This window comes from Rhodococcus sp. NPDC054953 (genome assembly GCF_053609225.1).
This window is the reverse complement of record NZ_JBSGXD010000021.1, coordinates 1-24,968: the sequence shown is the minus strand read 5'-3', so window position 1 is coordinate 24,968 and position 24,968 is coordinate 1. Positions and strand designations below refer to the sequence as shown.

The window sequence follows — 24,968 nt, the reverse complement described above, 5'->3', positions numbered from 1 at the left end:
TTTTTTTTTCGGGAGAAGAGCCTGGCGTTTCACCACCACTCTTGGTCGGCGGCGTAGCTCTTTTCAGGGACCCCCCCGTTGCCCCCCGGGCGACTTTTCCTGTTGCCCACGGTCGGTGCGACGGGGCTACTACGAGGAGCCGAACAGCCCGTCGAGGCTGCCGGTTCCGCCGCCCTCGCTGCCCGGGACGGTCAGCTCCTGCGGATCCGACGCCGAGTCAACGAAACCGGACGCGCCGACGAACTCCGCGGTGACACTGAACGTACCGGCACTGGCGAACGTCGTCGGCAGCGTCGCGACGCCGTCGACCACCGGGACCGGGGCACCGAGCGGGGTGTTGCCGAGCAGGAACTGCACCGTGCCGTTGGCGTCGGCCGGGTCGATCGTGGCCGTCAGGGTGACCGGTCGACCCTGCGCGACGGTCCCCACCGCCGCGAGGCTGGTGGTGGTCCGGACGGCCGCGGCCGGTGCGGTGGTGACGCTGACCGGGAAGGCCGGGGCGACGGACGCGGCGACGCCCTCGGTGCCGGAGTAGCGGGCGACCACGCTGTGGGTGCCGGTGCCGGTGAACGTGTACGGCGCGACCGCGACACCGTCGGTGCCGACCGTGCCCGTCACCCGGTCGCCGCCGCCGATCGTGAACTCGACGGTGCCGCCCTGGACGGCGGGGGTGACCTGTGCCCGCAGGTTGACGTCCTGGCCGACGTAGGCCCGGTCCGGTGCGGTCATCACGACGCTGGTGACGATGTCGTCGGTGCTGACGTTGATCGTCTTCGGTGCCGCCGTCGACCCGACGAAGCCCTGCGTCCCGGAGTACACCGCGGTGACCGTGACGTCGCCGTCGGTGTCGAAGGTGTGGGTGATGCTGGCGGTGCCGTCGGTGACGGCGACCGGGCCGCCGAGGTCCGTTCCGTTGATCGCGAACTGGACGGTGCCGCCGGTCGCGGCCGGGTCGACGTTCGCGGTGAGGGTGACCTCGTCGCCGTTCTTCACCGCGCCCGGTGCGGCTATCGTGGTGGTGGTCTGCTTGTCGGCCTCGATGATCCGCGTCGTGGCGAGCGCGCCTGCGCCCGCGTTGAGCGGGGCGGAGGGGGTGTCGCGTGGGGTGCACTGGGTCGGTGCCCACGCGGTGATGCCGAAGGGTGCGCTGGCCCGCGGCAGGAACGTCATGAAGTTCTCGTCCTTGCCCCACTGGCCCGCGGTGCCCGCGGTGCGCAGCGTGATCTCGACCGCCCCCGACGGCCCCGCCTTCAGCCGGGCCCTGACCTGCGGCAACTGGAAGGTGGTCTCCGCGCCGCCCGCGGCCCTCGCGACGATGCCGCCCTCGCTGTTCTTGCTCGAGTTCGGGCCGTTGCCGATGGTGGCGTTGTTGCCGGACAACCGCAGCACCCCGCCGTTCGGGTCCACGTTGCCGGACTCGTTGACCCGCAGCACGTTCGGCGCGACACCGCTCAGCCCGGTGCTCGTCCCCGGTACCACCTCGGCGCCGAGAAACTCCACGTTCTGCGGCATCGCGACGTCGATCTTGATGCGCGAGACGTTCACGACGTTGGCCCCGGAGGTCGAATTGGGGAAGCTGATCGTCGACGGGAGGATGGTGACCTCGAATTCCTCACCGGCGGCAACGGTCTCGGGGGCGTCGACCGTCACCCCGGCGTCGTCGGTCTGGGTCTGCGGCCCGGCCACCGCGGACGGGGTGGCCAGGCACGAGGCCTTGAAGTTGGTGACGGCGGGCGCTGCGGAGGCGGGCACCCCGGCCAGCAACGTGATACCGGCGATCGCACCGGCCCCGATCGGCGTCATGATCCCGCGAATCTTCTTCTGCACGAATACTCCTACGGATGAGTACGAAGCGGTGGACCGCCGCCCGGACCCGGAATGTTCCGCGGGCCCGGGCGGGGTGGATCAGAAACCGAAGAGGTCGGTCAGCGACCCGAAGTCGGCGCTGCCGGTGCCGCCGGGCGCGCCCGCAACGGCAACGGTGAGCACGGTCGGTCCGGAGACCGAGTCCTTGAAGCCTGCGCCCCCGGTGAAGCCCGCGGTCAGCGCGTAGGTGCCGTCGGTGTCGAACGTGTGGGTCAGCGTCGCGACGCCGTCGACCACCGGAACCGGGGCACCGATCGTCGTGGTGCCCGCCTTGAACTGCACGGTGCCGCCCGCGTTGGCCGGATCGACGGTGGCGGTGAGGGTCACCGTCTGGCCGACGATGGCGTTGCCGGACACCGACAGTGCGGTCGACGTTGCCGCGCGGGTGTCCGGGTTGCGGACGGTGACGGTGAAGCCCGCCGAGGTGGACGGGGTGAATCCGGAGGCGCCGGTGAACTCGGCGACCACGTTCGCGGTGCCTGCGGCGTCGAACGTATGCGGCAGCACCGCCACGCCGTCGGCGGTGCCGACCGGGGCGGACCCGATCGTGGTTCCGTCGACGGTGAAGGTCACCTCACCACCGCTGGGGATCGGGAACACGGTGGCGGACAGGTTCACCGGGGTGCCGACGGTGGCGGTCACGGGTTCGAGAACGGTGGTTGTGGTGCCAAAGTCGGCGTCGGTGACGCTCAGATCGGCCGCGGCCGAGGAGGATCCGTTGTAGCCACCGGCCCCGATGAACCGGGCGGTGACGCTGTGCGAACCGGCCTCGGCGAAGCTGCGGGTCAGGCGTGCCGTGCCGTTCGCGACGTCGACGGGTGCACCGAGATCGACGGCCCCTGCCGTGAACTGGACCTGGCCGGTCGCGCCCGCCGGATCGACCGTCGCGGTGAACTCGACGTCGTCACCGACGGTCGCGGTTGCCGGCGCGGACAGGGTGGTGCTGGTGTCCGCGGTGACGTCGACGGTCGTCGCACCGGACACCGAGCCGTGGAACCCGGCACCCGCGACGAAGGTGGCGCCGATGCTGTGGGCACCCGGGGCGTCGAAGGTGTGCGACCGGGTGGCGGCGCCACCCGAAACCGGAACCGGGTCACCGATGTTGGTGTTCCCGTCCGTGAACTGCACGGTGCCGACCGCGTGTGCGGGTCCCACGTTCGCGGTGAGCGTCACCGGCTCCCCGGTCTTCGCGGTGGCCGGGGCCTGCAGCTCGGTGGTGGTGGCGACGTTCGGGTCGACGACCCGCAGCCAGGCGCCCGCCGGGTTCGCACCCTGCTGCGACTGGAACGAATAGACGTCGAAGACGAAGCCGGCCTCGTAGTCGCCGAAGGCCTGGGCGTCGGGGATCTTGTAGGTGACGGCAAAGTCCACGCCGTTCTTGAAGCCGCTGCCGAGTCCCCAGATCGTGCCGCACCCACCACCGGCGCAGCTGGCCCTGACCCCGGCGGAACCCTCGTCGGTGACGTTGGCCTGCTTGCTGATGGTGTGCGAGATGTACTGGAACCCGGCGGGCTGGATCTGTCGGATCGCGGTGGCCGTCCGGTCGACACCGCCGTTCTTCCAGATCTTGGCGGTGAGGGTGACGGTATCGCCCGGGTGGACGACATTGACACCCGGCTGGGCGCGGTCGACGGCGGCGCCGTTGACCGCGGACAGGCTCAGGTTCCACCGCAGGTTGTCCGCGGACCGGTCGCCGGACCAGGCGGGCGGCGGATCGTCGGCGGCGGCGATCCCGTTCGTCACGCCGAGCACGAGCCCGGCGGCGGCCGCTGCCGCGATGATCGGCGTCGCGAGGCGACGGGGAAGGGTCAGGCGCACTGCTACCTCCTCGGCGGACCAGCCGGAAGGCGGCCCTCATGCGTGATTGCGGTCACATGTCGGGAGGGGAGGGTAATGGCATTGCAAAGCACAGGGAGCGGTTTGCTGAACATTCGTCCAGATCAATCGGACATTCGTCCAACTGAACGACACGGGGCCGGCACCCTCGGCACAACGCACCCCGCCGCCCCGGACCAGGTCCGGAGCGGCGGGTTGCCGAGATGATGCCGGGCGACGCTGACCGGCGGTCTTCCTACCGTTGCGGGGCAGCGGTGGGCTTGATCGGGGACGGCAGGAAGGTCTGCCCGCCCTCGAGGTAGGCGTCGACGGCGGCCGCACACGAACGGCCCTCCGCAATCGCCCACACGATCAGGGACTGTCCGCGGCCCATGTCACCGGCCACGAAGACGCCGTCGACATTGGTGGTCCACTCGTCGGAGCGGGCGACGTTGCCGCGGTCGGTCAGGTCGACGCCGAGATCGGTGAGCAGGCCCGGCTTCTCCGGTCCGACGAACCCCATCGCGAGCAACACCAGGTCGGCCTCGAGATCGAAGTCCGAGCCCTCCACCTTCTGGAAGCGGCCGTCGACCATCTGGACCTCGTGCGCCTTGAGCGCGGTGACCTTGCCGTTCTCGCCGACGAATTCCTCGGTGTTGACGGAGAAGACGCGCTCGCCGCCCTCCTCGTGCGCCGAGGACACCCGGTACATCAGCGGGTACGTCGGCCACGGGGTGGAGTCGGCACGCTCCTCCGGCGGGCGCGGCATGATCTCGAACTGGTGCACGATCTCCGCGCCCTGCCGCAGCGAGGTGCCGAGGCAGTCGGCGCCGGTGTCGCCGCCGCCGATGATGACGACCTTCTTGCCCTCCGCCGTGATGGTCGGCGCGTCGAGATCGCCGAACTGCACCCGGTTGGCGATCGGCAGGAACTCCATCGCCTGGTGGATGCCGTCCAGCTCCCGGCCGGGAATCGGCAGGTCGCGGGCCTCGGTGGCGCCGCCGGCCAGCACGACCGCGTCGTACTGCGCCCTGAGCTCCTCGGCGGTGATGTCGACACCGACATTGACGCCGGTGCGGAAGACGGTGCCTTCGGACTCCATCTGCACCAGGCGGCGGTCGATGTGCCGCTTCTCCATCTTGAACTCGGGGATGCCGTAGCGGAGCAGGCCACCGATGCGGTCGGCCCGCTCGTACACCGTCACCGTGTGCCCGGCGCGGGTCAGCTGCTGCGCGGCGGCCAGGCCAGCCGGGCCGGACCCGACGACCGCGACCTTCTTGCCGGTCAGGCTGGAGGTGCGGATCGGGTTGACCCAGCCCTCGTCGAAGGCGCGGTCGATGATCTCGACCTCGACCTGCTTGATGGTGACCGGGTCCTGGTTGATGCCGAGGACGCAGGACGCCTCGCACGGGGCCGGGCACAGCCGCCCGGTGAACTCCGGGAAGTTGTTCGTCGCGTGCAGCCGGTCGAACGCCTCCCGCCACTGATCCTTGTAGATCAGGTCGTTCCACTCGGGAATCAGGTTCCCGAGCGGGCAGCCGTTGTGGCAGAACGGGATACCGCAGTCCATGCAGCGGCTGGCCTGGGTGCGGAGGGTCTTCGAGTCGAAGTCCTCGTACACCTCCTTCCAGTCCATCAGCCGCAGCGGCACCGGCCGCCGGACCGGGGTCTCCCGGGAGGTGTGCTTGAGGAAGCCATTCGGATCAGCCACGAGCGGCCTCCATGATCGCCTCGTCCACGTTCTTTCCGTTCTTCTTCGCGGTGTCGATCGCCACGAGCACCTTCTTGTAGTCGCGGGGCATGACCTTCGCGAAGTGGTTGACCTGCTGTGACCAGTCCGCGAGGATGCGCGCGGCAACCTCCGACCCGGTCTCGTCCCGATGCTTCTCCACGGTGGCCTTGAGCCACGCGAAGTCGTCGTGCTCGAGGTCCTCGAGGTCCACCAGTTCGGTGTTGAGGTTCGCCTCGAAGGACCGGTCGGCGTTGTAGACGAACGCGACGCCGCCGGACATGCCCGCACCGAAGTTGCGGCCGGTCGCACCGAGGATGACGACCCGGCCGCCGGTCATGTACTCGCAGCCGTGGTCGCCGACGCCCTCGACGACGGTGGTGGCGCCCGAGTTGCGGACCGCGAACCGTTCACCGGCCACGCCGCGGAAGTACGCCTCGCCGCCGGTGGCACCGAACAGCAGGACGTTGCCCGCGACGATGTTGTCCTCGGCGACGAATTCGCTCGGCGCCTGCAGCGACGGCCGCACCACGATGCGGCCACCCGAGAGGCCCTTGCCGACGAAGTCGTTGGCGTCGCCGTTCAGGCGCAGCGTCATGCCCTTCGGGACGAACGCGCCGAAGCTGTTGCCCGCCGAGCCGGTGAACGTGATGTCGATCGTGTTGTCCGGCAGTCCTTCCGCGCCGTACACCTTGGTCAGCTCGTGGCCGAGCATGGTGCCGACCGTCCGGTTGACGTTGGTGATCTTCGACTCGATCCGCACGGCAGCACCGGCGTCGAGTGCGGGCCGGGCCTGGGCGATCAGCTCCTGGTCCAGCGCCTTGTCCAGCGCGTGGTCCTGGGTTCCGGTGCAGTACAGGTCCTGGTCCGGGAACGCCGTTGTCGGCGCGGCGAGGATCGGTGAAAGGTCCAGCTTGGACGCCTTCCACACCTCCTGCGCCTTCGTGGTGTCGAGGACGTCGACCTGACCGACCGCCTCCTCGAGGGTGCGGAAGCCGAGCTCGGCGAGCAGCTCACGCACCTCCTCGGCGATGAACAGGAAGAAATTCTCCACGAACTCCGGCTTGCCGGTGAACCGGCTGCGCAGCAACGGGTTCTGGGTCGCGACACCGACGGGGCAGGTGTCGAGGTGGCACACGCGCATCATGATGCAGCCGGACACCACGAGCGGAGCGGTCGCGAAACCGAACTCCTCGCCGCCGAGCAGCGTCGCGATCATCACGTCCCGGCCGGTCTTCATCTGACCGTCGACCTGCACCACGATCCGGTCCCGAAGACCGTTGAGCAGCAACGTCTGCTGCGTCTCGGCGAGGCCGAGCTCCCACGGCGCACCCGCATGCTTGAGCGAGGTGAGCGGGGAGGCGCCGGTGCCGCCGTCGTGACCGGAGATGAGCACCACGTCGGCGTGCGCCTTGGAGACGCCAGCGGCGACGGTGCCGACACCGACCTCGGAAACCAGCTTCACGTGGATGCGGGCCGCCGGGTTGGCGTTCTTCAGGTCGTGGATCAGCTGCGCGAGATCCTCGATCGAGTAGATGTCGTGGTGCGGCGGCGGCGAGATCAGGCCGACGCCCGGCGTCGAGCCGCGCACCTCGGCGACCCACGGGTACACCTTGTGCGGCGGCAGCTGGCCGCCCTCACCGGGCTTGGCACCCTGCGCCATCTTGATCTGAATGTCGGTGCAGTTGGTCAGGTAGTGCGAGGTGACACCGAAGCGTCCGGACGCGACCTGCTTGATCGCGGACCGGCGCCAGTCACCGTTCTCCTCGACCTCGAAGCGCCGCGGATCCTCGCCGCCCTCACCGGAGTTCGAGCGTGCGCCGAGCCGGTTCATCGCGATCGCGAGGGTCTCGTGGGCCTCCGCGGAGATCGAGCCGTAGCTCATCGCACCGGTGGAGAACCGCTTGACGATCTCGCTCGCCGGCTCGACCTCGTCGATCGAGATCGGCTCGCGCAGACCGGACTTGAACGCAAACAGGCCACGCAGGGACGCCAGTCGCTCGGACTGGTCGTCGACCATCTTGGTGTACTCCTTGAAGATCGAGTACTGGCCGGTGCGGGTGGCGTGCTGCAGCTTGAAGACCGTGTCCGGGTTGAACAGGTGGTACTCGCCCTCACGGCGCCACTGGTATTCGCCGCCGACCTCGAGCTCGCGGTGCGCGCGCTCTTCCTTGCGGGGCAGGTAGGCGTGCTGGTGCCGCACCTTCACGTCGGCCGCGATCTCGTCGAGCCCAATACCGCCGAGCTGCGACCGCAGGCCGGTGAAGTACTCGTCGATGAGCTCCTGCGACAGGCCGATCACCTGGAACAGCTGCGCACCCGTGTACGAGGCGAGGGTGGAGATGCCCATCTTGGACATCACCTTGAGCACGCCCTTGCCCGCCGCCTTGATGTAGTTCGCGACACCCTGCTCGTAGGTGACGCCGGTGAGCTGGCCGCTCTCGATCATGTCCTCGATCGACTCGAAGGCCATGTACGGGTTGACCGCGGCGGCACCGAAGCCGACGAGCATCGCCATGTGGTGCACCTCGCGGGCGTCACCGGCCTCGACGACCAGGCCGACCTTCGTGCGGGACCGCTCCCGCACCAGGTGGTGGTGCACGGCCGCGGTCAGCAGCAGCGACGGGATCGGCGCGAACGTCTCGTTCGAGTTGCGGTCGGTGAGCACGATGATGCGGGCACCGCCCGCGATCGCCTCCGACACCTGGAACCGGATGCTGTCCAGCGCGGCGCGCAGGCCGGCGCCGCCGTCCGCGACCCGGTAGAGGCCGGGGATGACGACCGAGCGGAAGCCGGGGAACTCACCGTCGTCGTTGACGTGGACCAGCTTCGCGAGGTCGTCGTTGTGCAGAATCGGCGAGGGCAGGAACAGCTGCTTGCAGGAGTCCGGTCCCGGGTTGAGCAGGTCGCCCTCGGGGCCGATGCTGCCGCCGATGCTGGTGACGACCTCTTCCCGGATCGCGTCCAGCGGCGGGTTGGTGACCTGCGCGAACAGCTGCTGGAAGTAGTCGAACAGCAGGCGCGAGCGGGCGGACAGCACCGCGATCGGGGTGTCGGTGCCCATCGAGCCGAGCGCCTCACCGCCGGTCTTCGCCATCGGCGCGAGGAGGATGTTCAGCTCCTCGGTGGTGTACCCGAACACCTGCTGACGGATCAGCACGCGCTCGTGGTTCATGTGGATGACCTCGCGCTCGGGCAGGTTCTCGGTGCGGACCATGCCCGCGTCGAGCCATTCCTGGTACGGCTGCGCGGCGGCGAGCTCGGACTTGATCTCGTCGTCGGAGACGATGCGGCCCTGCGCGGTGTCCACCAGGAACATCCGACCGGGCTGCAGGCGGGTCTTGGTGACCACCTTCGCGGGATCGATGTCGAGGACGCCGACCTCGGATGCCATCACGACGAGACCGTCGTCGGTGACCCAGACCCGGCTCGGGCGCAGGCCGTTGCGGTCGAGGACGGCGCCGACGACGGTGCCGTCGGTGAAGCACACCGACGCCGGGCCGTCCCACGGCTCCATCAGCGCGGAGTGGTACTCGTAGAACGCCTTCCGCGCCGGATCCATGCTCTCGTGACGTTCCCAGGCCTCCGGGATCATCATCAGCACGGCGTGCGGCAGGCTGCGGCCGCCGAGGTGCAGCAGCTCAAGCACCTCGTCGAAGCGCGCGGTGTCGGAGGCGCCGGGGGTGCAGACCGGGAAGATCTTCTCCAGCTTGCCCGCACCGAACACGTCGGAGGTGATGAGCGCCTCGCGGGCCCGCATCCAGTTCTCGTTGCCGGTGACGGTGTTGATCTCGCCGTTGTGCGCGACGCGGCGGAACGGGTGCGCCAGCGGCCACGACGGGAAGGTGTTGGTGGAGAAGCGCGAGTGCACCAGGCCCAGCGCGGACTCCATGCGCTCGTCCTGCAGGTCCAGGTAGAAGCTCTTGAGCTGCGGGGTGGTCAGCATGCCCTTGTAGACGAAGGTCTGCCCGGACAGGCTGGGGAAGTACACCGACTCCTTGCCGGGGCCGTCCGCGCCTGCACCGCCGTCGCCGAGCTCGTGCTCGACGCGCTTGCGGACGACGTAGGCCCGGCGCTCGAGGTCCATGCCTGCCAGGCCGGTCCCGGCCAGGAACACCTGTCGGAAGGTGGGCATCGCGTCGCGGGCCATCGCGCCGAGCGACGACGCGTCGGTGGGGACCGCGCGCCAGCCGAGGACCGTCAGGCCCTCGTCCGCGGCGATCTTCTCGACGCCGGCTGCTGCCTCGTCGGCGGCGGCCTCGCCCTGCGGGAGGAAACCGATGCCGGTCGCGTAGGCGCCCTCGGCGGGCAGCTCGAAGTCGACGACCGCGCGCAGGAACGAGTCCGGGACCTGCAGCAGGATGCCCGCGCCGTCACCGCTGTTGGGCTCGGCGCCAGCGGCGCCGCGGTGCTCGAGGTTCACCAGCGCGGTGATGGCCTTGTCGACGATGTCGCGGCTGCGGCGACCGTGCATGTCGACGACGAACGCGACACCACACGCGTCGTGCTCGTTTGCGGGGTCATAGAGGCCCTGGGGTCCGTGAGACCGGTGGCCTGGAAATTGCTTCATACCTAGCCTTCGTGTGCGTGAAAGTGCACAGACGACCAGCAACGCTGATGGCCATCACGTGGCAAAACGAGCGCCGACACAGCGTCGGATCGGCGCGCCCACCCTGCGGTCGCGGCGGACGGATCCGTCGGGGGTTCCCGCCTCCGTCGGCTCGACCGGGTGGCCCTCTGGACTCTTGTGTGTCCAGCATGTTCCGAAAACGATAATTCACGAAACCCACATCGCGCCAACCAAGGGTAGCCTTTTCTGGCCGCGACCTGGGGTGATTCGTTGGACGCCCGGTCAGAAGCGGCCCGCGTCGGCGCCGAACACCGCGCCGAGAACGGTAACAATCCCCGCCCGCGGGTCGAACTGGTCCGCCGCCGCGGCGGGCTCGGCCGGGGTCGGCGGCGGGGTCAGCCGGTGCAGGATGACCCCGTCCAGGTAGTCGGTGAGGAGCACCGCGTTCCGGTGCGGATCGGCGGCCCCGAGCATTGCCAGCATCGTGCTCCCCCACGCCACCAGTTCGGCGCGGCCCGCACCGATCGGGGCGGCCAGCATCGGGTCGGTCGCGGCGGCGGCGACCAGCACGAACCGCGCGGTGGTCCGCACCCGGTCCCGGCCGACGGCGAGCAGCACGTAGCCGGCCAGCCCGTCGGCGAGGTCGGTCAGCGTCGCGGGCAGCCGGGCGGCGCCGAGCGACGCCCAGTCTTCCCTGTCCCGCTCGACGAGCCGCGCGACCACGGCCGCGAGCAGCGCATTCCTGGTCCGGAAGTGGTTCGACGTGGATCCCTGCGGCAGGCCCGCCGCCGCGTCGACACCGCGATGCGTCAGCCCCTTCAGGCCCCGCGTGCCGAGGAGGGCGATCGCGGCGTCCAGCGCACGGTCCCGGTTGGCTGGCATGCCCGGAACACTACCGAGGTAGTCCCCGACCGCCGGTGCAGGCAAAGACTACCGACGTAGTGACGCGGCACTACGTCGGTAGTAGGGTGGCGGTCATGCGCGGAACCGTGACCATCGTCGGCGGCGGCATCGGCGGGCTGACCGCGGCCACGCACCTGATTCGGGCGGGGTGGGAGGTTCGGGTGCTGGAACGCTCCCCCGCGGTACCGGACACCGGCACCGCGCTGGGAATGTGGCCCGCGGCGCTGGATGCCCTCGACGCGGTCGGGCTCGGCGACCCGATCCGCGGGCGCGGCGTCGCGCTGCCGTCCGGCGCGATCCTGCGGCCCGACGGCAGCACGATCGCCCGGCTCGCCGTCCGCGGGTCGCCGGTCCTGGTGTCGCGGCCCGCCCTGCTCGGCGTGCTCGCCGCCGCCCTGCCCGACGGGGTGCTGCGGTTCGGCCGGACCGTCGACGCCGTCCCGGCCGGGGCCGACGTGGTGATCGGTGCGGACGGGATCGGCAGCGGCATCCGGGAGGCGATCGCCGGCCCGCGGTATCGGGCGCGGCCGCTCGGGATGACGGCGTGGCGCGGCTGGGTGCCCGGCGACACCGACGTCACCGCCGAGACCTGGGACGCCGGGGCCCTGTTCGGGATCACCCCGCGCGACGGCGGCCTCACCAACGTCTTCGCCGCGGCGCGCGTCAAACCTGGATTGCCGGACGGTGGAATTGCGTTCCTGCGCACCAGGTTCGGCGGCTGGCATGCCGAGGTTCGGGACGTCCTCGACCGTCTCGACGGGGCGGCCCTGCTGCATCACGACCTGTACGAGTCGCCTGCGCTGCCGTCGTACGTGCGCGGCAACATCGCGTTGATCGGCGACGCCGCGCACGCGATGGCGCCGAACCTGGGTCGCGGCGCGTGCGAGGCGATCGTCGACGCGGCCACCCTCGCGCGTGCCCTGTCCGAGAGCCCCGACGTCGCGACCGCGTTGCGCCGCTACGACCGCGCGCGTCGATGGCGGACGCGGATGCTGGTGCGCGGCTCGCGGATGATGGGCCGGGTCGCGACCGCGGGCACGCTGATCCGACTGCGGGACGCGGCGCTCGGGGCGGCGACCGGAACCCGGCGGACGGTGTCCTGAGGGGAAAGGGCCCCGAAACGACTACTGACCGCAGCGATTCGAATCAGCTGCGGCCAGTGCTGTCGGTAACCATAGCGTGACCGGATCGTGATGTCGCCGCACTGTGGGCAGCGTCACTGCGCCAGCCGGCCGACGACCCAGCCGGCGGCCTGCGGGCTCGACCGCAGAGCGGAGTGATCGACCGCGGGGGCGCCGGGGAAGGCGTCCTCGAACAGGGTGTTCGTGACGCCGGGTTCGTCGATGAACGAACAGCTGGGGGCGGGGGTGGCGATCTCGTCGCGGGCGGTGGCGAGGATCGAGTAGGACACCCCGGCCTGGGTGACCGGCCCGGATTCGAACACCTCGCGGTGCACCCGGGAGCCGGGCGCCAACTGGAGCGCGACCGCGAGGTCCGGCGACAGGTGCCCGAGCAGCGGCGGCAGGAACGGCAGCGCCCGCAGTACCTGGACCGGCGTGACCGCCGGGTTGCGGATCCCGTACGCGGCAAGGAAACCCGCGCCGTCGCAGGACCGGCCCTCCGGTGCCAGGAACACGGCGTGGGTCACGGCGGGCGCCCCGCCGAGAACCTTCAGGTAGTAGTTCGAGACGACGCTGCCCGCGGAGTGGGCGACGAGGTCGACGGTGTCCGCGCCGGTGTGTTCGCGCACCGCGGCCACGAACGACGCGAGCTGCGCGGCCGCGTCCGGGATGTTCCCGGCCCACCGCGTGCCGTCGACGACGCCGCCCTGAAACACCAGCGTGCAGGCGCCGGCGTCGCGGAGCGCGGAGGTGACGGTGGCCCACTGGTCGGCGGTCTGGGCGGTGGTGCCGTCCGCGCCGGGCAGCACGATCACCGGCCGGGGACGTGCCGCGGTGGACGTGCAGTCGATCGGCGGCACCACCGCCTCGCCTGCGGGCAGCGCCACCGGATCGAGCGACCCCGATGCGGGGGCCGCCTGCGCGGTCGCACCGGTGCCCACCGCGACCCCGATCGCCAGCAGCGCCGACGCCAGCACCCGCACACCACCCATGACCGGTCCTCCCACCCTCATCCCCTGCGCGACGCGTCGACGGTAGCCCGGACGGCGCACGATCGCGCGGATCACGGCGCCCCGGGCCGCATTCCGCGGATCATCCGGTCCCGGAGGCTGTCGTAGATCGGCGCGGCTCCGGCGAGCTGCGCGACGAGCACCGCCATCGCCGTCGCGGCCGCCATCGGGACGGTGAGCTCCGCGGTCGCGGTCATCTCGATCACCAGCACGATGCCCGTCAACGGTGCGCGGACCGTCGCACCGAAGAACGCCGCCATCCCGACGACCGCCATCGGCACCGTGAGCGCCGCGAGGTCGGCGGGCAGGACGGCGTCCGCGAGCCGGGTGTAGAGCACACCCCACAGGGCGCCGACGGCGAGCAGCGGCGCGAACAGGCCGCCGGGCGTCCCCGCGGCGTAGGAGAGGGGCCCGGCAACAAACCGGACCAGCAGCAGCGTGAGCACCGTCGGCAGCAGCAGCGTCCCCCCGCCGACGATCTCCTGGGTCAGGGTGTCGCCGCCGCCCGCGGCCCGCGGGTCGGCGATCAGCAGGCAACCGATCAGGGCGCCGATCACCGCCGCCCGCACCGCTGGCGGAACCCGGCCCGCTGCCGCGGCGAGGTCGAGGAAGCCGATCACGAGCCGGTTGTATGCGACGCCGAGCAGGCCGGTCAGCAGGCCGAACACCGCGAACATGGGCAGCCACGCGATCGCGGGGGCGGCGCCGGGCCGGACGTCGAAGTCGGGGTGGTCGCCGAGCACCAGCCGGGAGCAGGCGACCGCGACGGCGACCGCGAGCAGGGTGGGGACGACGATCCGCAACCGGAACGTGTGGGTGACCTCCTCGAACGCGAACAGCGCCCCGCCGACCGGGGCGTTGAACGCGACCGCGAGCCCGGCGCCTGCGATGGCGGACTGGGTGAGCCGGACATCGTCGGCGCCAAGGCGGGCGCGGCGTCCCGCCTCGGCGCCGATCGCGGCACCCATGTGGACGGTCGGGCCCTCCCTGCCGAGGACGAGACCGCCGCCGATCGCGAGCAGTCCCCCGACGAACTTCGCGGGCACCAGCGGCAGCGTCGGCGGCGCGGACTCGCCGCGGGCGGTGGCCTCGACGTGCTGGATGCCGCTGCCCGCCGCGAGCGGCATCCGCTGCGCGATCGCGGCGGCGGACGCGGCGCCGACGGCGGTGACCGCGACGGGCACCAGCCACGCCGGGCCCGGTGCCCGATCCGCCCAGTCCAGGAGGTCGAGCCGCCACCGGTCGGCGAGCCGCAGGCACCACCGGAAGGCGCCGCCGACGAAACCGATCGCGACGCCAGCGCCGAGCGCCACCGCACACAACAGCACCAGCCCGCGGGTGGGGTCGTCGGAACCTGCCGGTGTGTGCGCCATGTCGGCTTCCATGGGGGTGCACGGTGGTCCCGCCCAGTATCGCCGACTTGGGGCGCCCGCACCGGGGTCCGGGACACGACGGCGGGACGCAATCACCGGAAACGGCAGGGGCGGTGGGCGATAGTGGGTGCATGCGGTCGACCTGTTCCCTGTACATCGATGCCGGCTACCTCCTCGCGTCCGCGGCGACGCGGATCACCGGGACGTCGCTGCGCAGCGGGATCCACGTCGAGTACGCCCCGCTGATCAGTTCCCTGGTCGACGCCGCGGAGGCGCGGTCGGGTCTGCCGGTGCTACGCGTGCACTGGTACGACTCGGCCCGCGACGGCATCCCCGACTGTCAGCAGGAGCGGATCGGCGAGCTCCCGAAGGTGAAGCTTCGGCTCGGCCGGTTCGGGTACACCGGCGAGCAGAAGGGCGTCGACATCCGGATCGGCCTCGACCTGGTGGCGCACGCCCGCAACGGCGCATCCGATGTGTTCTTCCTCGTTTCCGGCGACGACGACCTCACCGAGGCCGTCGAGGAGGCGCAGGTGCACGGCGTCCAGGTGGTGCTGCTCGCCGTCCCCACCGTCGGCGGCAAGCCGCACGGGGTGAGCAGGCACCTGATCCGGGCCGCCGACGAACTCGACAGCATCGACGGGGCCGCGGTCGACGCCGCGGTAATGAAGGTGGACCGGCAACCCGTGCTGGCGCCGGCCCCGGTGCCCGCGCCGCGCACCCCCGCGGTGGCGGCGGCCCGGCCGACCGCCCGCACCCCCCTCGACGTGGCGACCGCGGCGCACCCCCCTGCCGCGCCGCGGCCGTCGAGCGTGCTCGCCTACAGCGTCTCGACCGGATCCCCCGCACAGGCGCAGCGCGGCTACGAGGACGTCGACCGCGACGACCTGATCGACGAGGTGGTGCTGCGCGTCCTCACCTCGTTCCGGGAGAGCGCCACCCCCGCGGGCCTGCAGGAGCTGCAGAACGCGAAGCCGTCGATCCCCCGCGACATCGACCGCGCGCTGCTGCTCGATGCCTCCGACGTGATGCAGCGGTACGACCTGGACGAGCGGATCCGGTACCGGCTGCGGGCGCGGTTCTGGGAGAAGTACGACGAGAGCTGAACTGCCGTGGGCCGCAGTGCTGTTCGGCGATTCGCCGCAGGCCTACCGATTCGGCGCTGGCTGCACTACCCCTGTGCACAAGCCTTTTCCGGCGTGCACGGGGGCAGTGCGCGTCGAACAGCCCTGCGTGTGCCGCAGAAGGTCTGTGGACTGCCGCACGATCGGATGACGGTCCCGCCGACCGGACGTTCTCGACGGGACCGCGTCCCCCGCTCACGCGTCGTGACTGCTGTCCCTGGTGAACCTGACGCGGTGGACCTCCTCGTCGGGTCCGGTGAGCAGGTACCGCCGGGGCGTGGTGCCGACCGTGCGCCGGAACGCCGCCAGGAACGCACTCGCGGTGGCGTACCCCACGGCGTGCGCCACGCGCGACACCGGCTGCCCCTCCGCCAGCAGCGGCAGGGCCGCGCGCAGCCGGACCCGGGTGCGCCACCGATCGAAGCTCATCCCGGTGTCGCGGCTGAACTGCCGCGTCAAGGTCCGCCTGCTCACCCCGACCACGCGCGCGTGGGCCTCCAGGCCACGCGGGTCGGCCGGATCCGCGAGCAGGGCGTCCGCCACGATCCGGACGCGCTCGTCGGTGGGCTGCGGCACCTCGATGGGACGGGTCGGCAGCGGGTGCAGCAGGTCGGGCACCACCGCCTCGGCGCGCAACCGCGCCTCGTCGGGCAGGTCGTCCCGGGCCAGGTACGCCGCCAGTTCGGCCAGCAGGCCGTCGATGCCGACCACCGTGGGCTCGGTCCAGTCCAGCGGGCACTGCTCGGGGGCCAGATACAGGCTGCACAGCACCGCGTCGCGGGTGGCACCCGTCGTGTGGGAGATGCCGGCGGGTATCCACAGCGCCCTGGTCGGCGGCAGAACCCAGTACAGCTCGCCGACCCCGACGCTCAGGACTCCCCGGCGGGTCCAGGCGATCTGGTGGTGGGTGTGACGGTGCTCGGGGATCCACTCCCCCGAGGCCAGCGGGAAGTGACCCACGACGATCGCGCCGATGTCCTCCATGCGACATAGTGTGGCCTCCGTGCGGATTGTGGCCAACTGTGGCGGGTCATAGCGTCGTCTGGTGCCGATGATTCTGCTGTGTCTCGTCCAGTTCATGCTCGTGCTCGATGACACCGTCGTGAATGTGGCCCTGCCCAGCATCCGAGATGAGCTGGGATTCAGCCCATCCGGCTTGCCCTGGGTCGTCAACGCCTACTTCCTCGCGTTCGGTGGGCTGCTGCTGCTGTGTGGCCGGATGGCGGATCTGCTGGGCCGCCGGCGCGTCTTCCTGATGGGCGTTGCGCTGTTCGGGGTGGCCAGCCTGGCGTGCGCGATCGCGCAGGAGCCGTGGCAGCTGGTGGTCGGGCGATTCGCGCAGGGGGCGGGGGCGGCGATGGCCAGCCCGGCGGCGATGTCGATGATCACGTTGCTCCATCCGGGGCGGGAGGAGCGCGCCAGAGCGCTCGGCATCTGGGGTGGCATCGCGGCACTGGGCGGCACCTCGGGGCTGGTGCTGTCCGGGGCGCTGACGGAGCTGGTCTCCTGGCGTGGCATCTTCCTGATCAACCTGCCGATCGTCGCGCTTGCCCTTGCGCTGCTCCCGCGGCTGCTCCCCGAGTCCCGCGCCCCGGGCCAGCGCCACCTCGACGTTCCCGGCGCGGTGCTGGTGACCGGTGCCGCCGTGTCGCTGGTGTACGGACTGCTGCGGGCCAGCGAGACTGGCTGGAGCGATCCGATCGTCGTCGGTGCCGTCGGGCTGTCCGCCGCCCTGGCCGGGGCGTTCCTGACGGCGGAGTGGCGATCGACGGCGCCGCTGGTGCCGATGTCGTTCCTCGCCTCGCGCACGCGCGCCATCGCCAACGTTGCGACCCTGCTGTTCTCGATGGCGATGTATGCGATGGCGTTCCTGTTGATGATCCAGATCCAGACCGTGCTGACGTACAGCCCGCTGCTGGCCGGCATCGCCTACCTGCCCTACGGCGCGGGCATTCTGGCGGGGATGTGGCTGTCCTCCCGCGTCTCCGTCAGGATCGGCACCCGCTGGGCTCTGCTCCTGGCCTTCCTGATCAACATCGTCGGACTGCTGCTGCTGTCCGGTCTTGCCGCTGGCGATTCCTACGTCACCCATGTGCTGCCCGGAATGCTGGTGCTGAGCGTGGGCAACGGGCTGAGCCTGCCGGTCCTGGCCGTGACCGCGGTCGACGGCACCACCGACAAGGACGCCGGGCTCGGCTCGGCGCTGTTCACATCCGTCCAACAGATCGGCGGCGCCATCGGCGTAGCCGCACTGGCCATCCTGGGCTACTCGGGTGGACTCACCGCGGGCGCGGTCTGCCTGGCGCTCGGCGCGGTGCTCATCGTCATCGCGCTGCCGCGGCCTGACCACCGCGCACGGCCGTCTGCCGGGCGTGGCGCCGATGACCGCAGCGTGCCGTCCGCCGCGCAAACCTGAACGACGACAGCAAAAAAGAACGAGGTCACGACCTCTTTCGAGTTCGTGACCTCGTTCTGTGCAGTTCGTGGAACTGCTCCTGGTGTGCAGTTCGCGTTGCGACGTCGCGCCCGGTATCGGGAATCGTGGTCCAGGGCGTTTCGTCCGAGATTCCAGAGAGTTTGCGGCCTGGGTGGGCGATCCGGCGTCCCCTGCGCGGGGTTCTGAGTGCGCCGCGGTCGCGTCGCCGGGCAACCGGCTGACCCCGCCGATGAGGCCGATGCTGCGGTTCGTGACTGGCTCGTGAAGCACTTCGCGCTCCGACGGGCAGGGATTTCCAGACAGTTTCCGCTGTTCGAGACGTGCCTGGGCGGGCCGACCCCGAAGGTGGGTTCGGCCCGCCTATGGCAGGAGACGTCAGGTCCGCGGCGGCATCCGAACCGGTTCGTGCCCGAGGTCCGCGGCCAGTTGCCGCCACCGGATGTCCATTGATTCGGTACGCACCGTGGACGGATCGAAGCTCGCCTGAATCCGGAGATTCGTCGCGGCCACCGCCAACGCCAGGATTATCTTGATCATCGGTTCACGGCGCGGTCCCCACTTCAACGCGTTGATACCGGTGATGAACGGCGACTTGAGCAGGCTGAACCGCTGCTCGGTGAGCGCCCGCGCGGCCTCGAAGTACAGGGCGTGTTCCCAACTGCCGGGGACGAGGTTCCACTGCGCCATACGCAGCTGATCCTTGGTGTAAGCCACGGTGACGGTCGACTTGGTGCAGCACCGGTAGCGCTCGGCCGACCATGTGGGATGGGCTTCCTGGACCCCGGCAGGAATCTGGGTCATCGATTCCGGCTTGAGGGGGCACCGCAGCCTTCCCATCGCTGCCGGGCACACCAACTCCTGTGTCACAGCCATCTGCTGCTGCTTGCCGAGCCCGGGCCGGCCGCGGGTGACTCGGCCGCGCTTCGGTCGGGAGTTTGTGCCCATCAGGAACGGATACAGTCGCCGCTGGCGGTCGTCGTGGAGCCGGAAGTCCTTGTCCTCGAGTAGGCGTCGCGTCTCAGGAACGCCGTGTGCCTTGGTGTACTCGACGACGGCGGGGCAGTAGAACGCTCCGGCGATCTGGATCGGCCCGGGATCGGCGGCGGCGCTCGGGAACGGGTGCGCGGCGGGGAACTGCAGTTTCCACTTTTTCGGATAGCGTGCGACCGGGGAGTACTGGTAGTCGAGCAGGACGTCGGCGAAGCCCCGTAGCGGGTTGTATGCCATGTCGACAACGAAATGCGGCCAGCGGGCGCGACCGGGCCTGCGGGCAGCGAGTCCATTCGCATAGATGGCTTCCATTCCCACTCGTACAGCTTCGAGGTTCGCCGATGTCGGTTCGCGCACCGCGATGCCGACGATGACCGGTGCCACCGCGTGCACTGCCTGTGGTGGGCCGACGCGGGAGATTTGCGGTCAAGCCGATGCCGAATCCGGTCTTGCTGGAATCGCTCGGCATCTCAATGGTGCGGACTTCGCCGGTCTTTTTGTCCCGCTTGTAGTACTTGCCGCAGTAGGCTGCGGCGCGGTGTTTGTCGGGCCTGCTTCCGAGGCCGGCGCTGGGGCCGGCGAGGTCGAAGATGCTCTCGTCTGCGACCAGGTCTCCGCAGTAGCCGTTCGGGGTCGCCTCCTCCACCGACGCCGCGACGATTCTGTTCAGGAGGGTGTCGATGCGCTTCTCCGCGAGCGCCACCCTCTCCCGGGCTTCGGCCGTGCGTGCGGTGATCATGGCTTTGTGGTGTTCGTTGGTCACTCGGTGCGCTGGCAGATCCGATCCTGGGTCGAGCGGTTCGAGGCGGCGGTCGAGCCAGCCGTGGAACTTCCTGTACTCGCTGCGGACGTTGTGTCGGATCGGTGTCAGGTCTTGACCCGCCATGCCAACGGCGGCGAGTTGATCGGGGTCGAACTCGGCGAGGGTAGCGAGGATGCCAGCGTAGGAGGGCGGGGTGCATTCGATGATCCGCAGTATCAGCGCCACCAGCACTGCGCGGATGGTGTAGACGATCCTGCCCGGTGGCCGGCCTCCGGGCAGGCGGTCCTCGTCGTAGAACGCTTCGATCATCTCGGTCACCCCGGACCGGTCGATCACCGTGAGGGCGTCGGTGAAGCGGTCGTGGCGACTATGGATCTTGCTGATCACCGGATCGCCTCCGACATCGTCTCGAGTACGTAGTCGAGCCCGCGAACCGGTAGTCGGCGGTGATCCGAAATCACCTTCAAGTCAATGACATCGGCGAGCTGGAGCACGATCGCCGCCGGGAGCCGCTCGGCGATTTCCAGCATCCAGCGATGTCGGAGCGCGAGCGGATTGAATCCCCGATGGCCCTGCTCCCGCAGGGACTCGGCAACTCGGTTGATCTCGTTGCGGTGGGTCGTCTGCTTGTGTGGGGCGAGCACCAGTCCGTCCCCGGCGTAGTCCGCCAGCGCCGCCAGGCGCTCGACCAGTGCAGAGTCGAACACCGGCACCGTCCGTACACCGCCCGCGTTGTTGCGCAACTCGACCAGCGCGACCGTCCGGCCCTGCCACGTCCGTGTGGTGATTGCACTGCCGCACAGGTAGCGAAAGTCCGAGCGGCGAGCGCCTGCACCCCAACACAAGTCAACCACCGTCTGCACGCGCCTACCGTTGACCCCGGACAAAGGCGGAACCAGACCGAGCAGACGCTCGATCTCATGGGTCTCCGCCGGAGGAACGTGCTTCGGCCTGGGCGCCGTTGCTCTCGCCTTACGTGGAAACTCTCCGGGATGCAGCAGACGGCCCGCGGCGTAGAGCATCCACATGAATGAACTCAACGACTGTGACCCGAATTCGAGTTGCTCGGCGCCGTAGCGATCGACGTTCGCCCGCCGCAATGCCGCGCGTGGATCGAACCGACCGGTCACCGCCGCCTCGGCCGCCAGGTAGCGGGCGATCATCTGCGTGACCGCCACCTCGGTCCCCCATGTGCCCTCGGGCATCTGGCATCGCAACGCAGCCCCAACCTTGACTGCCTCGGTGAGGAGGACTTTGTTGCGGGTGCGGACCTTCACCCGCGCCACCAGCCGATCGAAACGCTCGTTCGAGCCTACCTCGGGAATCATTCTCTCCAGCAACGGATCACGGACCAACTCAATACCCTTTGTTGGGGTGATCGACTTGCGGGGCGGTGTGAACGGCTCCCGTTCCGCTGCCGCTGGTTCCTGCGGCAGTTGCTCCGTAGCGGACGGCTTCAGCGCCCGATATCGCGCCATCACCTCACCTCCCCGACCGCCACGGCACGGCGTGGGTCGTTGACACAGGGACGCGGGCGCGTTGAAATAGACATCAAGAACTCCTCCTGCGATGTGGGGATTCTTTCCAGACTCCTGGTCTGGTCCGAGGAGCCGGGTTGCCGCCCGGCTCTTCGACGTTTCTGGCGGCGATGTTCATCGCCGACGGCGATGTCATCTCATATATCACCTACGTTCAGGTAGGCCGCGATGGCGTCGGCGCCAACTCGTGAGACTGTCTGGCCACGCTCGCCGGCGGCCGTGAACAGTTGTGCCGCAACCGAAAATGGTAGTCGCAGTTCGACTCTCACACGTTCTGAGGGGTTTCGCGGAAGCCGTCGTCGACCACCGAACTCCGCCTCGGGAACCGTGTCATCGGCCATCGTCGTCTCCCATCGAATCCCGGGCCATCCCGGTACCCACCGGCACCACTGACCATGGGAGCACAACCGCGCCAACGTTTCACGGACTCTCGACTGATCCGCTGGCGATGCGGGTTCCGTTCTTCAACGCACTACCCGGGTAATACGGGTATCGCGTGTAACGCGTGAACCACACGAGACACGGGTACTGCTGACGGCACCCCTACCTGCAGGAATCTGGGTGCAACTCCATCCGCGTGGCCGACCGATCCCAAACCGACGGCGTGTGCGCCTGCAGAGCGACCGCGATCCGGTGCGACGCGAGCGATCGGGCGAGGGCAGTCGAATTCACGTGTCTGGTCGGGCGTGTCATGTCCTGCTGAGACGCGCTATCCGGCGTACCACCGCGGAACGGGCCAGGCAGGCGCGGCCGTGATGTCCGCAGCCCACCGCGTGCGGGGGCTGGCCGCCTGTAGCAGGTACTGCAGCGCCGCCGCGTCTCCGAGGTTGCGGGTTTGCTCGTCATCGAGGTCGGCCACAACCGGACGCGGAGGTACCGCGATGGTCACAGCAAGGCCGTCACCAGGACGTTCGAACGCCGTCTTGGTTGCTGCTGCGACGATTTCAGTGTTGATGCTCGCGGTCTCGGCTGCATCGAGTGTGTACGGACCCCGATGGCGAAGGCCCGGCCGGAGCATCGCAAGAAGGCAGTGCGGTCCAACCGGATACAGGACCACGGCGCTACCCATCGCACCTATCGAGATCGACCTGGGCAGTGGTGGTCCTGCGAGGAAGACCACCGGGTCGTCACAGGTGACGAGCGGAGACTCGGTCCGGTAGACCGCCCATTCTCGTTGATAAAGGGCGTCCGCGACGACGTTGCGCACATCGCTGATCATCAGATCGAGCGCCTCATGCTTCGGATCGTCCTGCCGCCGATTCATCGACTCCTCGATCTGCGCAGGGGTCCAGTGCGGGTTCGCCTTCTTCAAGAACAGACGCTTGGCAGAGTCCGGCCCCTCTACGAGGAGAAGTGCCCGCTGCCGATTGCCGACCGTCCGGGTGACCTGCAGCCCCAGGAACACCGACAGATCCCGTTTCAGAGCAACATCGGACACCACGCCGGCGGCCCATGCTGTGAGTGCGTCCAGATGGCGGGTGGATTCGGATTCGATTCGACCCAGATGGGTTTCGATCCATTTCAGCGGCAGGTCCATCGCGCCATCGACAGGGGGAAGGCTGTAGAAGTTGTTTTGGTACGCAACCTCTTTCGGAGGCTGCGGCCTGTAGGCCTGCCGGGAGTCGACCTGCGTTGGCTGCACCTTCCCGTCGACCGCCCACCGCTTGAGGTACATCTGCGGGATGTGATGGTGCTTCTTTCCCTGCTCGGAGCGACCAATGCGGCGTGACTCCTCGACGAAATCGTCCTCGAGCCAGGGGTGCTCGAACCGCATGGTCGCGATCAGGGTGGTGAGGTCGGGAAGCATGCGCCGGAGTGTAGAAGCTGGGTCTGACAGCCGTCTCCGACATTCACCGTCCTATCCGTCCACGCGGTCGCCGTGAAGAGGAGCCGGATGAACTCCGCTCCGACAACCTGGCACTGGTGACCGTGCAGTCACATCACGAATCGTCCGGTCCCGGTCACGCGTTTCCGGCGAAGTGACGCGCCGCGGACAGGACCCGGGGGCCGACATCCGAAACATCGCCTTCCCGCAGCAACAACGCCGGCGGCCGGTCATCGAGGATCGGGTTGAGCCCCTGGAACCAGGTTTGCGCAACCTGCGGTTCGTCACGCGCCGTGATCAGCCGCGCTGCACGGTAGGCGATGCGGAATCGCTCGATGTCGCTCTCGTCATCGATGGGCCGAGTTCCCTCGGCCCATTCCCGGACGATCCGAGTCGCCCGCACCTTCCCGATGTAGGCCACCAGTGTGGCGCCGAGCAGTTCGCGCAACGCTGCGACGAGCTCGGGCGTGGTCATCCGCGCCGTAACCGACGATGCAGCGAGATCGGGTCGCGGGTGAGACGTCGACATTCCGGTCCTCCCGTGGTCACGCTCGGCGAGGATTCCACTGTATCGGGGGTGCATCTCCTCCGCCCGTGGGAATTGTTCCCCTGCCGACGTCGACGATCCACCGGACACCGACTGGGACGACGCTTCAGGCCCACCGCTGTGGGCAGGCACCCCTGTCCACAGGGTCGTCTCCTTCAAGCTCTGAGGCATCTCCCTGTCGAACCCCGGGCTGTGCGGGAGACCGGGCCGGCCAGAGCGGGCACGAGTCCTGAACAGGCCTACGCGTCCATCGGATGAGGTCAAGATGTCAGCCAGACCGGAGGAAGTCCCTCCGAGCATCGCGAAGAACTGGGAGACTTGATGGGGCGTTCACCCGACCATCTGACCGTGGCGCAGTACGACCTGCTGAAATGGGTCGCCAACGGATGCTCCGATGGCGTGTACGACGGGACCTCACACCGTGTCTCGGCACGCAGCCTGCACAACCGAGGATTGATACAGGTGGCGGGAAAGAGCACGACCTGGAGCGCGAAGATCACCCCGCAGGGCACGCGGATCATGCAAGAACAGACCACACGCGTCGAAGCCGCACGTCAGCGTGAACGACAGGAGGCGCAAGCCCGGGCCGAGCGAGAACGTGAACAGCAGCTACTCCGGGCACACGCCGTCGAGGTATTGGATGCCGTCGTAGCCGCGGGCGGACGAGTCGAACTCGGGTCTGACATCAACGACCACGGCATCGAGCAGATTGAGGGTGCCCTGGCGCGAGATGGACTGCTGCCCGTGGGCCAGCGACTTACACATGAGCCGACCCGGATGGACCCAACTCTCGGCGTCACCGCCTACCTCGAGCCGGATTTCACGAGGCTGACACCACTGAGGGACTTCAAGGTTCCCCGACAACTGCGTGACCCCCATCCAGCAGTGGTCGCATTCCAAGACAAGCGCGCATATGTGTCCAAAAAGCAGATCTCACGCACAGCCAGGCTCCTGCAGGCAATCGTGTCCGCGGCGACCCAGATGGGGTGGAAGGTCTCCCAGCCTCGCAACGCCTACACCGGCCCCAGAGAGGTAAGCCCCGATCTCGCACTCAAGCTGCCCTCGTCCGAGGTGGTCGTTACCCTCCGTGAACTCGACCAACGCGGCAGGCCCGGTTTCGCCTTCACCACCGGCACCGACTACTACACCCGAGTCCAGACCACGACCGCGAACAAAGGCTTCCTGGCCTCCGGCAGGCTCGAGCTGACTCTGACCAAGCCATGGGAACAACACCCGATCCTGAACCTGTATGACACCGACAATGAACCGACCCGGGTTTGATGCCGCTCCCTTCCTTGAGAAGGATGCAGATCATGCCCAAGCGTTACCCCACCGAACAGCGTGAGCGAGCCGTGAA

The 24,968-nt window shown here is 69.2% G+C and carries 17 protein-coding genes; 5 read left to right on the top strand and 12 right to left on the bottom strand.

What is annotated here, in order from left to right; genetic code table 11:
- Positions 1 to 129: 129 nt before the first annotated feature.
- The 5 genes from ACWF62_RS14850 to ACWF62_RS14830 form a co-directional block, all read right to left on the bottom strand.
- Complete coding sequence (locus ACWF62_RS14850) at positions 130 to 1,827, bottom strand: Ig-like domain repeat protein (RefSeq protein ID WP_452630491.1); 1,698 nt, start codon at positions 1,825 to 1,827, stop codon at positions 130 to 132.
- A gap of 78 nt (positions 1,828 to 1,905) precedes the next feature.
- Positions 1,906 to 3,684 (bottom strand): Ig-like domain-containing protein, encoded by a 1,779-nt coding sequence (locus tag ACWF62_RS14845; protein ID WP_452630490.1) that lies wholly within the window; start codon positions 3,682 to 3,684, stop codon positions 1,906 to 1,908.
- 253 nt (positions 3,685 to 3,937) lie between these two features.
- Positions 3,938 to 5,392: a glutamate synthase subunit beta gene (locus ACWF62_RS14840; protein ID WP_378509300.1), complete on the bottom strand. Its 1,455-nt coding sequence runs from the start codon at positions 5,390 to 5,392 to the stop codon at positions 3,938 to 3,940.
- Positions 5,385 to 9,980: a glutamate synthase large subunit gene (gltB, locus tag ACWF62_RS14835; RefSeq protein ID WP_378509301.1), complete on the bottom strand. Its 4,596-nt coding sequence runs from the start codon at positions 9,978 to 9,980 to the stop codon at positions 5,385 to 5,387. The genes ACWF62_RS14840 and gltB overlap by 8 nt, the downstream gene beginning before the upstream one ends.
- 282 nt (positions 9,981 to 10,262) lie before the next feature.
- Complete coding sequence (locus ACWF62_RS14830) at positions 10,263 to 10,862, bottom strand: TetR/AcrR family transcriptional regulator (protein ID WP_452630489.1); 600 nt, start codon at positions 10,860 to 10,862, stop codon at positions 10,263 to 10,265.
- Between the two features lie 95 nt (positions 10,863 to 10,957).
- On the opposite strand from ACWF62_RS14830, the gene ACWF62_RS14825 reads away from it, so the two are divergent.
- Positions 10,958 to 11,986 carry an FAD-dependent oxidoreductase gene (locus ACWF62_RS14825; protein WP_452630488.1) on the top strand — a complete coding sequence of 343 codons (1,029 nt, stop codon included), beginning with the start codon at positions 10,958 to 10,960 and terminating at the stop codon, positions 11,984 to 11,986.
- 113 nt (positions 11,987 to 12,099) lie between these two features.
- Here ACWF62_RS14825 and ACWF62_RS14820 read toward each other — a convergent pair whose 3' ends face one another.
- Complete coding sequence (locus tag ACWF62_RS14820) at positions 12,100 to 12,996, bottom strand: esterase/lipase family protein (RefSeq protein ID WP_452630487.1); 897 nt, start codon at positions 12,994 to 12,996, stop codon at positions 12,100 to 12,102.
- 71 nt (positions 12,997 to 13,067) lie between these two features.
- Positions 13,068 to 14,387, bottom strand: a complete 1,320-nt coding sequence (locus tag ACWF62_RS14815; RefSeq protein WP_452630486.1) for a ClC family H(+)/Cl(-) exchange transporter — start codon at positions 14,385 to 14,387, stop codon at positions 13,068 to 13,070.
- Positions 14,388 to 14,518: 131 nt separating this feature from the next.
- On the opposite strand from ACWF62_RS14815, the gene ACWF62_RS14810 reads away from it, so the two are divergent.
- Entirely contained in the window at positions 14,519 to 15,493 is a 975-nt protein-coding gene (locus ACWF62_RS14810) for an NYN domain-containing protein (RefSeq protein ID WP_378509306.1), read from the top strand.
- Between the two features lie 213 nt (positions 15,494 to 15,706).
- Here ACWF62_RS14810 and ACWF62_RS14805 read toward each other — a convergent pair whose 3' ends face one another.
- Positions 15,707 to 16,495, bottom strand: a complete 789-nt coding sequence (locus ACWF62_RS14805) for a helix-turn-helix transcriptional regulator (protein ID WP_378509307.1) — start codon at positions 16,493 to 16,495, stop codon at positions 15,707 to 15,709.
- Between the two features lie 67 nt (positions 16,496 to 16,562).
- On the opposite strand from ACWF62_RS14805, the gene ACWF62_RS14800 reads away from it, so the two are divergent.
- Positions 16,563 to 17,927: an MFS transporter gene (locus ACWF62_RS14800; RefSeq protein WP_452630543.1), complete on the top strand. Its 1,365-nt coding sequence runs from the start codon at positions 16,563 to 16,565 to the stop codon at positions 17,925 to 17,927.
- A gap of 396 nt (positions 17,928 to 18,323) precedes the next feature.
- On the opposite strand, the gene ACWF62_RS14795 is transcribed toward ACWF62_RS14800, so the two are convergent.
- Positions 18,324 to 19,250 carry a hypothetical protein gene (locus tag ACWF62_RS14795; protein ID WP_452630485.1) on the bottom strand — a complete coding sequence of 309 codons (927 nt, stop codon included), beginning with the start codon at positions 19,248 to 19,250 and terminating at the stop codon, positions 18,324 to 18,326.
- On the opposite strand from ACWF62_RS14795, the gene ACWF62_RS14790 reads away from it, so the two are divergent.
- Complete coding sequence (locus ACWF62_RS14790) at positions 19,240 to 20,121, top strand: hypothetical protein (RefSeq protein WP_452630483.1); 882 nt, start codon at positions 19,240 to 19,242, stop codon at positions 20,119 to 20,121. The two genes, ACWF62_RS14795 and ACWF62_RS14790, sit on opposite strands and share 11 nt — an antisense overlap.
- Here the strand turns inward: ACWF62_RS14790 and ACWF62_RS14785 are convergent.
- From ACWF62_RS14785 to ACWF62_RS14775, 3 genes are all read right to left on the bottom strand, one after another.
- Positions 20,085 to 21,182, bottom strand: coding sequence for a hypothetical protein (locus tag ACWF62_RS14785; RefSeq protein ID WP_452630482.1), 1,098 nt, complete (start codon positions 21,180 to 21,182; stop codon positions 20,085 to 20,087). The two genes, ACWF62_RS14790 and ACWF62_RS14785, sit on opposite strands and share 37 nt — an antisense overlap.
- 766 nt (positions 21,183 to 21,948) lie before the next feature.
- Positions 21,949 to 23,046, bottom strand: coding sequence for a DUF4238 domain-containing protein (locus ACWF62_RS14780; protein ID WP_452630481.1), 1,098 nt, complete (start codon positions 23,044 to 23,046; stop codon positions 21,949 to 21,951).
- A gap of 154 nt (positions 23,047 to 23,200) precedes the next feature.
- Positions 23,201 to 23,593 (bottom strand): hypothetical protein, encoded by a 393-nt coding sequence (locus ACWF62_RS14775; protein ID WP_452630480.1) that lies wholly within the window; start codon positions 23,591 to 23,593, stop codon positions 23,201 to 23,203.
- Positions 23,594 to 23,959: 366 nt separating this feature from the next.
- On the opposite strand from ACWF62_RS14775, the gene ACWF62_RS14770 reads away from it, so the two are divergent.
- Positions 23,960 to 24,892: a hypothetical protein gene (locus tag ACWF62_RS14770; protein WP_452630479.1), complete on the top strand. Its 933-nt coding sequence runs from the start codon at positions 23,960 to 23,962 to the stop codon at positions 24,890 to 24,892.
- Positions 24,893 to 24,968 lie beyond the last annotated feature (76 nt).

Excerpts from the sequence above, each read along its gene's own strand:
- gltB (WP_378509301.1), bottom strand. The coding sequence starts at position 9,980 with ATGAAGCAATTTCCAGGCCACCGGTCTCACGGACCCCAGGGCCTCTAT.
- ACWF62_RS14830 (WP_452630489.1), bottom strand. The coding sequence starts at position 10,862 with ATGCCAGCCAACCGGGACCGTGCGCTGGACGCCGCGATCGCCCTCCTC.
- ACWF62_RS14825 (WP_452630488.1), top strand. The coding sequence starts at position 10,958 with ATGCGCGGAACCGTGACCATCGTCGGCGGCGGCATCGGCGGGCTGACC.
- ACWF62_RS14820 (WP_452630487.1), bottom strand. The coding sequence starts at position 12,996 with ATGGGTGGTGTGCGGGTGCTGGCGTCGGCGCTGCTGGCGATCGGGGTC.
- ACWF62_RS14815 (WP_452630486.1), bottom strand. The coding sequence starts at position 14,387 with ATGGCGCACACACCGGCAGGTTCCGACGACCCCACCCGCGGGCTGGTG.
- ACWF62_RS14810 (WP_378509306.1), top strand. The coding sequence starts at position 14,519 with ATGCGGTCGACCTGTTCCCTGTACATCGATGCCGGCTACCTCCTCGCG.
- ACWF62_RS14805 (WP_378509307.1), bottom strand. The coding sequence starts at position 16,495 with ATGGAGGACATCGGCGCGATCGTCGTGGGTCACTTCCCGCTGGCCTCG.
- ACWF62_RS14800 (WP_452630543.1), top strand. The coding sequence starts at position 16,563 with ATGATTCTGCTGTGTCTCGTCCAGTTCATGCTCGTGCTCGATGACACC.
- ACWF62_RS14790 (WP_452630483.1), top strand. The coding sequence starts at position 19,240 with ATGGCTTCCATTCCCACTCGTACAGCTTCGAGGTTCGCCGATGTCGGT.
- ACWF62_RS14795 (WP_452630485.1), bottom strand. The coding sequence starts at position 19,250 with ATGGAAGCCATCTATGCGAATGGACTCGCTGCCCGCAGGCCCGGTCGC.
- ACWF62_RS14780 (WP_452630481.1), bottom strand. The coding sequence starts at position 23,046 with ATGCTTCCCGACCTCACCACCCTGATCGCGACCATGCGGTTCGAGCAC.
- ACWF62_RS14775 (WP_452630480.1), bottom strand. The coding sequence starts at position 23,593 with ATGTCGACGTCTCACCCGCGACCCGATCTCGCTGCATCGTCGGTTACG.